General features: G+C 63.8%; 9 protein-coding genes. 3 read left to right on the forward strand and 6 right to left on the reverse strand.

Translation table 11 applies throughout. The annotated features are described in order from the left end of the window. Positions 1-115: 115 nt before the first annotated feature. On the reverse strand, positions 116-1,426 hold the full coding sequence (locus tag ACVW16_RS20580; RefSeq protein WP_456700942.1) for an MFS transporter: 1,311 nt from the start codon (positions 1,424-1,426) through the stop codon (positions 116-118). Positions 1,427-1,536: 110 nt separating this feature from the next. Here ACVW16_RS20580 and ACVW16_RS20585 point away from each other — a divergent pair, with 110 nt between their 5' ends. The 3 genes from ACVW16_RS20585 to ACVW16_RS20595 all read left to right on the forward strand — a co-directional run bounded on the left by ACVW16_RS20585 (position 1,537) and on the right by ACVW16_RS20595 (position 2,923). Next, positions 1,537-2,133: a TetR/AcrR family transcriptional regulator gene (locus tag ACVW16_RS20585; RefSeq protein ID WP_456700943.1), complete on the forward strand. Its 597-nt coding sequence runs from the start codon at positions 1,537-1,539 to the stop codon at positions 2,131-2,133. A gap of 99 nt (positions 2,134-2,232) precedes the next feature. Next, complete coding sequence (locus ACVW16_RS20590) at positions 2,233-2,454, forward strand: hypothetical protein (protein WP_456700944.1); 222 nt, start codon at positions 2,233-2,235, stop codon at positions 2,452-2,454. Positions 2,455-2,461: 7 nt separating this feature from the next. Next, complete coding sequence (locus ACVW16_RS20595; RefSeq protein WP_456739011.1) at positions 2,462-2,923, forward strand: hypothetical protein; 462 nt, start codon at positions 2,462-2,464, stop codon at positions 2,921-2,923. 116 nt (positions 2,924-3,039) lie between these two features. On the opposite strand, the gene ACVW16_RS20600 is transcribed toward ACVW16_RS20595, so the two are convergent. From ACVW16_RS20600 to ACVW16_RS20620, 5 genes are all read right to left on the reverse strand, one after another. Beyond that, a complete protein-coding gene (locus tag ACVW16_RS20600) occupies positions 3,040-3,429 on the reverse strand; it encodes a response regulator (RefSeq protein WP_456700946.1) in 390 nt (129 codons plus the stop codon). Next, positions 3,426-6,119: a GAF domain-containing protein gene (locus ACVW16_RS20605; RefSeq protein WP_456802413.1), complete on the reverse strand. Its 2,694-nt coding sequence runs from the start codon at positions 6,117-6,119 to the stop codon at positions 3,426-3,428. The genes ACVW16_RS20600 and ACVW16_RS20605 overlap by 4 nt, the downstream gene beginning before the upstream one ends. Before the next feature lie 1,939 nt (positions 6,120-8,058). After that, positions 8,059-8,580 (reverse strand): c-type cytochrome, encoded by a 522-nt coding sequence (locus ACVW16_RS20610; RefSeq protein WP_456736513.1) that lies wholly within the window; start codon positions 8,578-8,580, stop codon positions 8,059-8,061. Positions 8,581-8,883: 303 nt separating this feature from the next. Continuing rightward, a complete protein-coding gene (locus ACVW16_RS20615) occupies positions 8,884-9,906 on the reverse strand; it encodes an LLM class flavin-dependent oxidoreductase (RefSeq protein ID WP_456736512.1) in 1,023 nt (340 codons plus the stop codon). A gap of 293 nt (positions 9,907-10,199) precedes the next feature. Then, entirely contained in the window at positions 10,200-12,221 is a 2,022-nt protein-coding gene (locus tag ACVW16_RS20620) for a YgiQ family radical SAM protein (protein ID WP_456736511.1), read from the reverse strand. Between the last annotated feature and the right edge of the window lie 110 nt (positions 12,222-12,331).

A 12,331-nucleotide genomic window follows, 5' to 3' on the forward strand; every position in this document is an offset into this window, starting at 1 on the left:
CCCGCGTCGCCAGTATATTATTTCAAATTCCTTAACGGAATCAATCTTCAAATCAAAGGCGGGGACAGCTTCGCCGGCAAGGTCAGTGTTGAGTGGCCTGCCGGCGCAGCATTTTTCACGCAGCAGCGAGCGCCGGCTGCACCGGCTTGCGGCCGATCATCAGCGACAGCACGGCCGCGACGATGCCGGTTGCGCCGGCGATCATGAAGGCCTGCAGATAATCGCCCTGCGACGAGCGCATGAAGCCGGCGAAGAACGCGGCGCAGGCCGCGCCCAGCTGATGCCCGGCGACGACCCAGCCGAAGATCAGCGGCGCATTCTTGTCGCCGAAGGCCTCGTTGGCGATGCGCACGGTCGGGGGCACGGTCGCGATCCAGTCGAGGCCGTAGAACACCGCGAACACCGACAGGCTGACGAAGGAGAAATCCGAGTAGGGCAGGTAGATCAGCGAGAGCCCGCGCAGGCCGTAATAGAAGAACAAGAGCTTGCGCGGATCGAAGCGGTCGGTGAGCCAGCCCGACAGCGTGGTGCCGAACAGGTCGAAGAACCCCATCAGCGCCAGCAGGCTCGCGGCCTGCACCTCGAAGATACCGTGGTCGCCGCAGAACGCGATCAGATGGGTGCCGACGAGGCCGTTGGTGGTGAAGCCGCAGATGAAGAAGGTCGCGAACAGGAACCAGAAGGTCGGCGTCTTCGCGGCGCGCAACAAGTTGCTGATCGCTGCGACGAACGGATTGCCCTGCGCCGGCGCCGCGGGCTGGTCCTCGTGCGGGCTGCCGTAGGAGCGCAGGCCGATCGCGGCGGGGCGCTCCGGCACCAGAAAATAGACCAGCGGGATCAGCGCCGCGCAGCATGCCGCCACCGTCAGCACCACAGGCCTCCAGCCGCCCCATTCGACCAGGCTCGCAAGCCCCGGCATGAAGATCAGCGTGCCGGTCGCGGTGCTCGCCGTCAGCAACCCCATGACGAGGCCGCGATTGGTGGTGAACCAGCGATTGACGATGGTGGCGCCGAGCACGTTGGCGACCGCGCCCGAGCCGATGCCGGACAGCAGTCCCCAGGTCAGGAACAACTGCCAAGGCGCGGTCATGAAATAGCTCGCGGCCGTCGCGGCCGACATCAGCGCGAGCGCCCCGAGCACGGTGCGGCGGATGCCGAAGCGCTGCATCACGGCCGCGGCAAAGGGACCGGCAAGGCCATAGAGGAAGATGCCGATGGCGGCCGACGACGAGATCACGCTGACGTCCCAGCCGAAGGCTTTCTGCAGCGGCAGCATCAGCACGCCCGGCGTCGCGCGCAGGCCGGCGGAGGCGAGCAGCGCCAGGAAGATCACGGCAACGACGACGAAGGCGTATTTTGCGCCGAACGGCCGCCGCGAGACCGGCGAGGATTGAACCGGGGCTCGTTGAAAAGCAGGATTGGGCATGTTACTTACCGGTACGTATTGGGGTGCCGTAGTAATACGTACCGGTCAGTAACATTGTCAAGCCCAAGATCGAGCCAAATCAAGCCATGCCGAAGCACGAACAAAGCCAGATGCCGAAAAACGCCGAAAAGCCCGCACGCACGCCGCTCCGGGCCGCCGACCGGATCAGGGCCTCCGCCAGCGAATTGTTCTATCGCGAGGGCATTCGCGCCGTCGGCGTCGACGAGGTGGTGGACCGCGCCGGCGTGACCAAGCCCAGCCTCTATCGCAGCTTCGCCTCCAAGGACGATCTCGCCGCCGCCTATTTGCGCGATTACGATCTGAGCTTCTGGGAGAACTTCGAACGCCCCGGGGGCAAGACCTATAGCAATGCGCGCGACCACGTGCTCGCCTATATCGGCCAGCTTGCGCCGCGCGCCGTCGCCAAGGGCTATCGAGGCTGCGGCCTCAGCAACGCCGCGGTGGAATATCCCTCGCGCGACAATCCCGCGCGCCAGGTCGCCGAAGCCCACAAGAAGGTCTTCCGCAGGCGCCTGCGCGAGCTCGCGGCGCAGATGGGCGCGCGCCAGCCGAACGTGCTCGGCGATGCGCTGCTGCTCCTGATCGAAGGCATCTACGTCACCGGTCAGCAATCCGAAGACGGCCCGGCGCAGTCGGCGCTTGCGGCGGCAAAGCTGTTGATCGATGCGAGCGTGAAGGCGGGATGACGTATCCCGTGAACACCGCGTTAGGCAGCCGAACCGCGGGAACTTCCACTTTTTCCCGACGTTAGGCTGGCGGCACGTACGAGCGGCCGGCTTCGCGACATGAAGAACTTTGCCAACGCAGAATTTTCCCCGGAGGTGATCGAGCTCATGACAATCGCCCTGGAAGCCGCGGTCGCGACCCTGCCGGAACCCGTGCATTCCTCGCATGTCACCGCGCTCGCCGAATCCATCCTGCGCACAGCAGGCGCGGGAGAGCGTGATGTGGCGAACTTGCAAAGGGTCGCCTTGCTGGAGCTGCAACTGGCGCCGCGGAACGGATGAGACCGACATGAGGACGCTGGCCGCCGCTGTCATTGCACTCTCTGTCGGGTCGGCGGTGCCTGCCCAGGCGGACACCTGGACGACCTATCGCATTCCCGAATCCGGAACCTCGGTCGACATCCCCGTCTCGATCTTCACTGAACCGGCCGGGAAGCCCGACGGATATGGTCAGAAATTTCGTACGCCGGATGGCAGCGCCGATCTCACCATACAAGCCGTTCGCCGAGGCCGCGGCATGTCGCCCGCCACGTTCCTCGCTGCGAAGGACCCGCCGTCGGCGATCGTCTACAAGCGGGTCGCACCGGACTTCTTCGTGGTCTCCAGCATCAAGCGCGACAAGATCTGGTACGACCGCTGCAACTTCTCGCGCCGCTATGTGCATTGCGTGCTGATCAACTATCCAGCGGCCGAGAAGCGGCAATGGGACGAGGCCGTCACGCGCATCAGCCACAGTTTGAGCGGGGGCTGACCGTCACCGGCAAAGGGACTGCCGGCCCGGACCGCCGCGCTCGCGGATTACGGGCAAGCCGTCGGCCCGCATCAACCGGAACGCAACATCGTCATCGACCGCAGGGATGGTGTCGGTCATGCGGCCTGCTCGAGCCTCGCGTCAATCTCCTGGCGGAGCGCCGCGAAATCGATCGGTTTGGTCAATAGGCCGGTCGCGCCTTTCTCCAGCGCCTTGCGTTTGGTTTCGGCATCGCCATAGGCCGTGATCATGATGACGGGGACATCGGGTCGGGCCGAGCGCACGATCGGCAGCATCTCCAGCCCGCTCATCCCGGGCATGTTGATATCGGACAGGATCAGGATGAGGGTGGCATCGCGAATCTCGAGCGCGCGTTGCAGCGCGACCGAGGCCGAAGGCGCAAACTCCATGAGAAAACGGCCGCGCCGCAGATCGCCCCGGAAGTGCTGGCGGAACAGCATTTCCACGTCGGGCTCGTCATCCACGACCAGGATATAAACGCTCAACTCTTGCCTCCGGTCTGCAGCGGTGCGGTCGCGGTGCGCGGCAGCGTGATGATGAATTCGGTAAAGGCGCCAGGCTCGGTATCGACGTCGATCCGTCCGCCATGCTGCTTTACGATGATGTCATGGCAGATCGAAAGGCCGAGCCCCGTTCCTTCGCCGGCCGGCTTGGTGGTGAAGAATGGGTTGAATATGTTTTCCTTGACCTCGGCGGGAATGCCGGTGCCGTTGTCGCGAAACCGGATTTCAACGGCGCTGCCGAGATTTCTCGTTGTCGCGCTGAGCCTTGGCTCGAAACCGTCGCCTGCGCCTTCCTTGCGCTTGGTGGCTGCGTAGAAGCCGTTTGCAATCAGGTTGAGGAACACGCGCGTGACGTCCTGCGGGTAGAGATCGATCCTCTCCGTGCTGGGGTCGAGGTATCGCTCGAGCGTGATGTTGAAGCCCGGTTTCTCCGCACGCGCACCGTGATAGGCGAGGTTGAGACTTTCCTCGACGATCGCGTTGATGTCGGCGGGACGACGCTCGCCAGAACCTTGGCGCGAATGCTGCAGCATGTTCTTGACGATGGAATCGGCACGCTTGCCGTGCTGGACGATCTTGCCCAGATTGGTGCGCAGGGTGTCGGCCAGTTCCGTAATCTCGGAGCGCGCATTGTCGTCGAGCGTCACTCGGCCGAGCGCCTCATGCAGTTCGTCGATCAATTCCATCGATACGCTCGAGAAGTTGTTGACGAAATTGAGCGGGTTCTTGATCTCGTGCGCGATGCCCGCCGTGAGCTGACCAAGTGAGGCGAGCTTTTCGGTTTGGACCAGGCGATCCTGAGCCGCCTGCAAGTCACGCAATGCAGCCTCGGCGGCATCGCGTGCCGCGCGAATAGCTTCCTCTGCCCGCTTTCGCTCCGTGATGTCGGCATAGATCATCACGAAGCCGCCGTCCGGCACCGGATTGCGGCGCACCTCGACGACGCGACCGTCCGGACGTGTCCGCTCGTAACGCATTTCGTGCCTCGTATCTTCGAGGTAGCGGCTCAGTTGCGTTTCGAGTTCGGTCGAGCCGAACTCCCCGCGTGCAGCGAGATAGTGGAAAAATTCGGCCAAGCGCGGCCGTGCGGCAAGCAGCGATTCCGGCAGGTCGAGCATCTCCTGCAAATTGTAGTTCCATGCCGCCAGGCGACCCGTGGCGTCGAACATTGCAACGGCGTCACCCATGTTGTCGAAGGTGGTGCGCAGTTCGGCCTGGCGCTCGCGCAACTCGCCCAACAGCCGCGCATTCTCGATCGCGATCGCGGCTTGTGCGGCAAATCCCTCCAAGATGGCGATCGCGTCGTCGGTGAAGGGCCTGACTTCGCGTCGGCCGCACACGATCATTCCCAGAAGCGTCTCGTGGCGGCGCAGCGGCACGAACAGCGCGGTGCGAATCCCGGCAAATTCGACTGCGCCTTGCATCACCGGATGGTCGATTTCCGCGCAGTCGGTCAGGTGCACCAGGCGCTCTCCGGCGAGCAGGCGCCGGCCTACGGGATGATCCGATGCTTGAAAGCCCCGCCGCAGGATGTCGGCGAATTGTTCCGGCAGATCATGCACCGCGACGGCCCGGAACCGATCGCCGTCGAAGACCTGCAGGCTTCCATAAGCGACCTCGCAGAGGCGATGTGCCTTCAGCAGGATGGTATTGAACACCGGCGCGAGATTGCCCGGCGATGAATTGATGACTTGCAGCACTTCGGCGGTCGCGGTCTGTCGCTCGAGCGCTTCGCGCTGCTCGGTCAGGAGCCGCACATTTTCGATCGCGATCACCGCCTGGTCGGCAAAGGTTCGCACCAACTCGACGTGCCGCTCGGAAAACCGTTCGGGGCGCTGGCGTGCCAGCATGATGAGGCCGATCGGCTCGCCGTCACGCAGCAGCGGAACGCCGAGGACCGCGCGGACTTTCGCGAGCCTGAAGGTTTCGGGGAATCGGTATTCCGGATCGGTGGTGATGTCGGCGATTTGCACGGCGCCGCGTTCCGCCATCACCCGGCCGGTCATCGTGCGCCGGTCCGGAGCTGCGGAAACCGGATGACCAGCGAGGTACTGCTGGAATCTGATGGCATCAGCCGCCGCTTCTGACGTCGAGCCGACTGCCGTGACGTAGCGGAAGACGTCGCCGTCGCGCTGCGCGAGGAACGCCATCTCGGCCTCGCACAACTGCGCCGCGGTCCGGGCCACCGTTGCCAGCACGGGCTTGAGGTCGAAGGTCGAGCGGCTGATGATCTTCAGCACATCGGCGGTGGCGGTCTGGTGCTGCAAGGATTCAGTCAAGTCGGCCGTACGCTCGCGCAGCTCGCCCAACAGCCGCGCATTCTCAATGGCGATGACGGCTTGAGCAGCAAAATTCCGCACCAGCGCGATCTGCTTGTCGTCGAACGGGCGTACTTCCTGCCGGAAAAAGATCAGCCCACCGATGATGTTGCTCTCCTTGAGCATCGGCACGGCCAGGACGGTGCGATAGCCGCCGAGCTCGGCGGCTGCCACCGCCAGAGGGTCGCCTTGAAGGTAAGGCTGCTCGATGGTGATGTCTGTCGTTTGCGCAACCTGCTTGGTTGATGTCGCGCGGCCGAAGGTTATGTGCGGGACTGGGCCGCACCGGCGCCCGCAGCATGAAATCGGCGAATGCTTGCGGCGCGTTGTGGGCCGCGCCCAGTCGAAAAGCATCGCCTTCCGCCAGCATCAGGATGCCGAACTTGGCTTCGCAAATGCGTGAGGCGTTTTCCAGGATCGCAGCAAACACGGGCTGAAGATCGCCCGGGGAACGACTGATGATCTGGAGCACTTCGGAGGTTGCCGTGCGCTGCTCCAATGCTTCTGCAAGTTCATCGGTGCGCTGGCGCAGTTCGCCCAGGAGACGCGCGCTTTCGATGGCAATCAGGGCCTCCCGCTCATGTGCTTCTTTCAGCTCGCGGGTGCGCGCGGCTAGTTGCTGTTGCAGGTCGGCAATGGATGGGGCTGCGCTCGGCGGGTTGGGCACTTTGCGCCCGCTCGCGCGCCGCTCCTTGATCGGATGCTCACTTCCGCTGCGTCGCCGCATTCGCTCCCCCGGGTGGGTCAGAACGATGCTTGAGCTTACACAAATCCGGAGTTTCGCGCCATGGCCGGAAGCCGCTATGGGTCAAAAGGGTGGACGTGGGCCCTGCCGTTTGTAATTGGCCTTACGCCAAGACCACACGCGACGACAATCTGGCTCAGGGGCCGCAATGAGCCCGCTGCGGAGTCCGCATCGGTCTGAAATGAAAGAGGCTTGTTGACTGGGGCGGCCTTACTCCTTGGGCTTCGCTGTCGGGGACCCTGTCCGCTCCATATTGTCGGCCATCTTCCGGTACTCCTCCGCCATCTCGCGGAGAGTTTTCTTGGTCTGGGCGGAGGAACTGAGTGCGGCCTGCCGCTCGCAGTCACGTTGAAGTTGCCGGTAATTGTCCATCAGCGCCAATCCACAACCGGAAGCGACCGTTCCAAACTTAGCAGATTGGGACGTTGACTCATTTAACTTACGATATCGCGGATAGCCAATCTAACCTACGACGCTGGGGATAGAGGCGGACCGGCACGTCCCCACCTGCTCTTCGATTCAGGACGGGCGCACCCACGAATTGGCAGGGCCGCCTTCCCACGGCGCCAGTGGCCCTGCGACACGTCCCTCATTGAGACGGCGCCGTCCTCCAGTTGTGCAAAGCTGCTGGACTTCCGCTGAGGAGCCGATAGGTCGGCCCGACCGCAGCGGACGCTGGAAGCCTGCCAGGTCTAAGGCTCAGGTGCGTTCTGCTTTTCACGATGTTGGCGTTCGCCGCCGTCTCGTGGCCGCTCATCTATTTCTTCCCGGCTCCCCCTCGATTGTCACGATCGCCACCGCCTTCAAGGGCGCCAGCTTCGATTAGCCGCAACATCGAGGCTCGGCGATGCTTCGCGTTGAATTGTCGCCCTCACCGTCGATAATAACGGTAGGGCGGTTCGAATACGAAAGTCGAGCCATAGCGATACGGCAGGGGATCATAGCCAATCAAATATGCTGCTCTTATCCGCTGGTAGTGTCTGATCCGGAGCGTTCGGACCGCCCCAAATGATGTGCTGCATACGCACCGCTGCCGGGAGCTGAAGTCTGACAACCGACCGTGCTGCGTGCTCGTCTGAACTGCGGAAGCTGCATTTGGAACAATGCAAAAAGCGCAAAGTGCGGAAAGCACAAGCATCCGAATCATATCGCTCATCCCGATCACAACGGTGCACGCCGCGACAACGGCCTGGAAATACGTAAGTTCCACGCCGTCAATGCTGCGACGCCGGCGGGCCGGGGTTGCCGGCGGCGCATTCGGCGGGTGAACGAGAGCGGCTCCGGCTGCCTGGGGCCTGCAGGGAGTTTGCAAAGGGCCGGAGCCGCTTTCCGCCTCAGCGCGGACAGCTACCCTGCGCGCTTCCGGCTGAGCCGGCATTAAAGCAGGTGAAGCGATTCACAATTGCGCTGTCCGAGCTCGGTCCCCCAGCCGGACAGCGGCCATTCTGATGCCAAAGAGCTAAGCGCCTCACAAGCGGAACGCAGGGTGGGCACGCAGCAGGCAAGTGACGGCTAGCGTTGCGCAGCGGCGCAATACCCGTGCGTAGTTCATTTGACCGCTGGCGGCTTCGGCATGGAAGGAAAGACTTCCCCAGGGACGAGAACGAACGTCAATACGCTCGGTGCTTCATTTGGACTAAAGGGACCTGGCACCGCACGCCTCACCGCCGGAATGCTCTGGAGATAGGAGGCGATGGCATCCTTGTCTGCATCCGTCAGACGCGAGAAAGCCTCCCACGGCATGATCGGTGCCAGCTCTCGGCCATCTGGACGCTTCCCGGTTGAGAAAGCGGCGATGATCTGCTCTTTGGTCCAATTTCCCAGACCGGTTTCCTTGTCCGGGGTAAGATTTCGACCAACGTAAACCCCAGTCGGAAGAGACAGGCCGACATCCGACCCACCGAGGTATTGCGACATGTCCGGCTTTCCAAGGAAATATCCCGGAGTATGGCAATCATGACATCCGCCAAGATTGACCAGATATTTTCCTCGTTCGATTTGCGTTTCGTCGGCGATCGCTGGAGATGCCAAAGCAGTCGATGCAACTAACACGGCAAGCGCGGTCTTCATGGCTGTCCTCCTCTGGAAGCGTCGGCCGCCAACCTATGCGAACGGTTAATACCAGCGCACTCCGTTCCGGAGCGATAAAGAGGGTTACCCCGACCGCTCACTTGAAAGGTCGGGGGGTCAAGGCCGCCGTCGGTCGCCCCTTTTGAGCAAGATCGGTTCATCTCCCGGAAGCGGACATGCGTGCTCGGGACCGGCCATGGGCCAGAAGGGCATTGCGCGTACGAGCCAACGCCCCGGGCGCCTCAGCTCCCCTTGATCGATTGAGCGCAACGCCAAAGAGCTTTGCGCGGAGCCGCTGGCAAGTCAGCGCCACCCCAGCGCCGGCGCGACGTGCTTCAAAATCGCATCGAGCGCATGTGCGCAGTAATCAACGCCAAGCTGGTTGGGGATCGTCAGCAGCAGCGTGTCGGCTTCGGTGATCGCCTCGTCCTGCTTGAGCTGATCGATCAGCACATCCGGCTCCGCCGCATAGGAGCGGCCGAAGATCGCGCGGGTCTGCGGGTCGATGAAGCCGATCTGGTCTTGCCCGCCGCGCTCGCCGCCGAAATAGGCGCGGTCGCGATCGTTCATCAGCGCGAAGATGCTGCGGCTGACCGAGACGCGCGGCTCTCTGGCGTAGCCTGCCTCCTTCCACGCGGCGCGATAGGCGCGGATCTGCGCCGCCTGTTGCACGTGAAAAGCTTCGCCGGTCTCGTCGTTCTTCAGCGTCGAGCTTTGCAAATTCATGCCGAGCTTGGCTGCCCACACCGCGGTCGCGTTCGAGCCCGCGCCCCACCAGATGCGCTCACGCAAGCCCTGCGCATGCGGCTCCAGGCGCAGCCGCCCGGGCGGATTCGGAAACATCGGCTGAGGATTGGGCTCGGCAAAACCTTCGCCCCGCAACAGGTCGAGAAAGACTTCGGCATGACGCCGGCCCATGTCGGCATCGCTCTGGCCTTCGGCCGGGCGATAACCGAAATAGCGCCAGCCGTCGATCACCTGCTCGGGCGAGCCGCGGCTGATGCCGAGCTGCAGTCGCCCGCCGGCGATGAGATCGGCGGAGCCCGCGTCCTCGATCATGTAGAGCGGGTTCTCGTAACGCATGTCGATCACGGCCGTGCCGATCTCGATCGTGCTGGTCCTGGCGCCGACGGCCGCAAGCAGCGGGAAGGGCGACGCCAGCTGCCGCGCGAAATGATGCACGCGGAAATAAGCGCCGTCCGCCCCTAACTGCTCGGCCGCCACCGCAAGCTCGATCGATTGCAGCAGCGTATCTGCCGCCGAACGCGTCTGCGATTGCGGCGAGGGTGTCCAATGTCCGAAGGACAGAAATCCGATTTTCTTCATGGGGACATTCTATGGAGGGTGGGGAGGGGTTCGTCTTCTGACATTCAGGTGAGACGGACGATGCGCGACGGGGAAGCCTGCGTCCCCGATGATGTCACCATGCGCCTGTTTTGCCCGACGGGTCAAGAGCTCTTGCGGATTTTCGGAAGTGGGGGCGCCGGGGCAATGCGCCTTGGGCGCGACGACGGGCCGCATCGTGCCTTGAGCCCTCGGTTTGGCCGCCCCGGCTACTGTGCATGGGGTTGTTTTCGAATTCCTGCGCGGCGCGCCAGCCAATCGATCGCTCTCGCCCGCTACTTCATCAACCTGATGCCCTTGGTCGTGAACTTCTGCATCTTGCCGCCTGATCGAAGCGGACGCTTGGTGCCGGCGGCCCTGCCGGTGCCGGGCGGCTGGTGCGCTGGGACCAACTGGTGGGGCTGCGAGCCGATCAGGTCGCGGCGGCCCATCTCGATCAGGGCCTCGCGGAGAACGGGCCAATTGTCGGGGTCGTGGTAGCGCAGGAAGGCCTTGTGCAGGCGGCGCTGGCGCAAGCCCTTGATCGCCTCGACCTTGTCGCTGCCGCCGCGGCGCACCCCGCGCAACGGATTGACGCCGGTGTGGTACATCGCGGTCGCGGTCGCCATCGGCGAGGGCAGGAAGGTCTGCACCTGATCGGCGCGATAGCGGTTCTTCTTCAGCCAGAGCGCGAGGTTCATCATGTCCTCGTCGGTCGTGCCCGGATGCGCCGCGATGAAATAGGGGATCAGGTAATATTTCTTGCCGGCCCGTTCCGCGGCCTCGTCGAACATCCGCTTGAATTTGTCGTAGGCGCCGATGCCCGGCTTCATCATCTTGTCCAGCGGGCCGCGCTCGGTATGCTCTGGGGCGATCTTCAGGTAGCCGCCGACGTGATGGGTGACGAGCTCCTTGATGTATTCGGGGCTCTCGACCGCAAGGTCGTAGCGCACGCCCGAGGCCACCATCACCTTCTTGATGCCCTTGGTCTCGCGCACCTTGCGATAGAGCCTGATGAGATCGTCATGCGAGGTGTTGAGGTTCGGGCAGATCTCGGGGAAGACGCAGGACGGCCGGCGGCACGCGGCCTCGACCTTCGGGTCCTTGCACGCCATCCGGTACATGTTGGCGGTGGGGCCGCCGATGTCGGAGATCACGCCGGTGAAGCCCGGCGTCTTGTCGCGGATCTTCTCGATCTCGCGCAGGATCGAACCTTCCGAGCGGTTCTGGATGATGCGGCCTTCGTGCTCGGTGATCGAGCAGAAGGTGCAGCCGCCGAAACAGCCGCGCATGATCGTGACCGAGAATTTGATCATGTCCCAGGCGGGAATTTTTGCCTCGCCATAGGAGGGATGCGGCGCGCGCGCGTAGGGCAGATCGTAGACCGCGTCCATCTCCTCTGACGTGAGCGGGATCGGCGGCGGGTTGAGCCAGAGGTCGCGGTCGCCGTGGCGCTGCACCAGCGGCCGCGCATTGCCGGGATTGCTTTCACGGTGCAGCACGCGCGAGGCGCGCGCATAGGCGTCCTTGTCCTGCTCGACCTGCTCCAGCGCCGGCAGCCGGATCACGGTCAAGCCCTTCTGGCGCGTCGCGCCTTCATCGGCGGAATCGAGATCGTCGGCGTGCAGCTCGGCGTAGCCTTCGGGCACGCGGCGGAACAGCGCGACGCCCCTGATGTCGTCGAGCTCGCGCGGCGCTTCGCCGGCGGCGAGACGGTGCGCGACTTCGACGACGGCGCGTTCGGCATTGCCGTAAAGCAAGAGGTCCGCCTTGGCGTCGGCCAGCACCGAGCGGCGCACCTTGTCGGACCAGTAGTCGTAATGCGCGATCCGGCGCAGCGAGGCCTCGATGCCGCCGAGCACGATCGGCACGTCCTTGAACGCCTCGCGGCAGCGCTGGGCATAGACGATGGTGCAGCGATCCGGCCGCTTGCCGCCTTCGCCCCCGGCGGTATAGGCGTCGTCATGGCGGAGGCGGCGATCGGCAGTGTAGCGGTTCACCATGGAATCCATGTTGCCGCCGGTGACGCCGAAGAACACTCTTGGCCTGCCTAGCGCCTTGAACGGCTCGGCCGACTGCCAGTCCGGCTGGGAGATGATGCCGACGCGGAAACCTTGGGCCTCGAGCAGCCGGCCGATGATCGCCATGCCGAAACTCGGATGGTCGACATAGGCATCCCCCGTTACCAGCACGATGTCGCATTCATCCCAGCCGAGCGCATCCATTTCGGTGCGGCTCATGGGCAGGAACGGCGCGGGCTTGCGCGGGCGCGCCTGCGCCATCAGGGGCTTTTCGGCGGTGATGATCTGGGTGTCCATGGCGCCTACGCATAGGGCTCCGGGGGCGCGAATACAACCGACGGACGCGTGAAAGATTAACGTTCCGCGACGGTGCCGGACCTAGCCTGCGCAACAGTTCCCTCGCGACG

The sequence above is a fragment of the Bradyrhizobium sp. USDA 4474 genome, assembly GCF_054057515.1.

Coding starts and splice junctions, on each gene's coding strand:
- ACVW16_RS20580 (WP_456700942.1), bottom strand. CDS start 1,426: ATGCCCAATCCTGCTTTTCAACGAGCCCCGGTTCAATCCTCGCCGGTC.
- ACVW16_RS20585 (WP_456700943.1), top strand. CDS start 1,537: ATGCCGAAAAACGCCGAAAAGCCCGCACGCACGCCGCTCCGGGCCGCC.
- ACVW16_RS20590 (WP_456700944.1), top strand. CDS start 2,233: ATGAAGAACTTTGCCAACGCAGAATTTTCCCCGGAGGTGATCGAGCTC.
- ACVW16_RS20595 (WP_456739011.1), top strand. CDS start 2,462: ATGAGGACGCTGGCCGCCGCTGTCATTGCACTCTCTGTCGGGTCGGCG.
- ACVW16_RS20605 (WP_456802413.1), bottom strand. CDS start 6,119: ATGCTTTTCGACTGGGCGCGGCCCACAACGCGCCGCAAGCATTCGCCG.
- ACVW16_RS20610 (WP_456736513.1), bottom strand. CDS start 8,580: ATGAAGACCGCGCTTGCCGTGTTAGTTGCATCGACTGCTTTGGCATCT.
- ACVW16_RS20615 (WP_456736512.1), bottom strand. CDS start 9,906: ATGAAGAAAATCGGATTTCTGTCCTTCGGACATTGGACACCCTCGCCG.
- ACVW16_RS20620 (WP_456736511.1), bottom strand. CDS start 12,221: ATGGACACCCAGATCATCACCGCCGAAAAGCCCCTGATGGCGCAGGCG.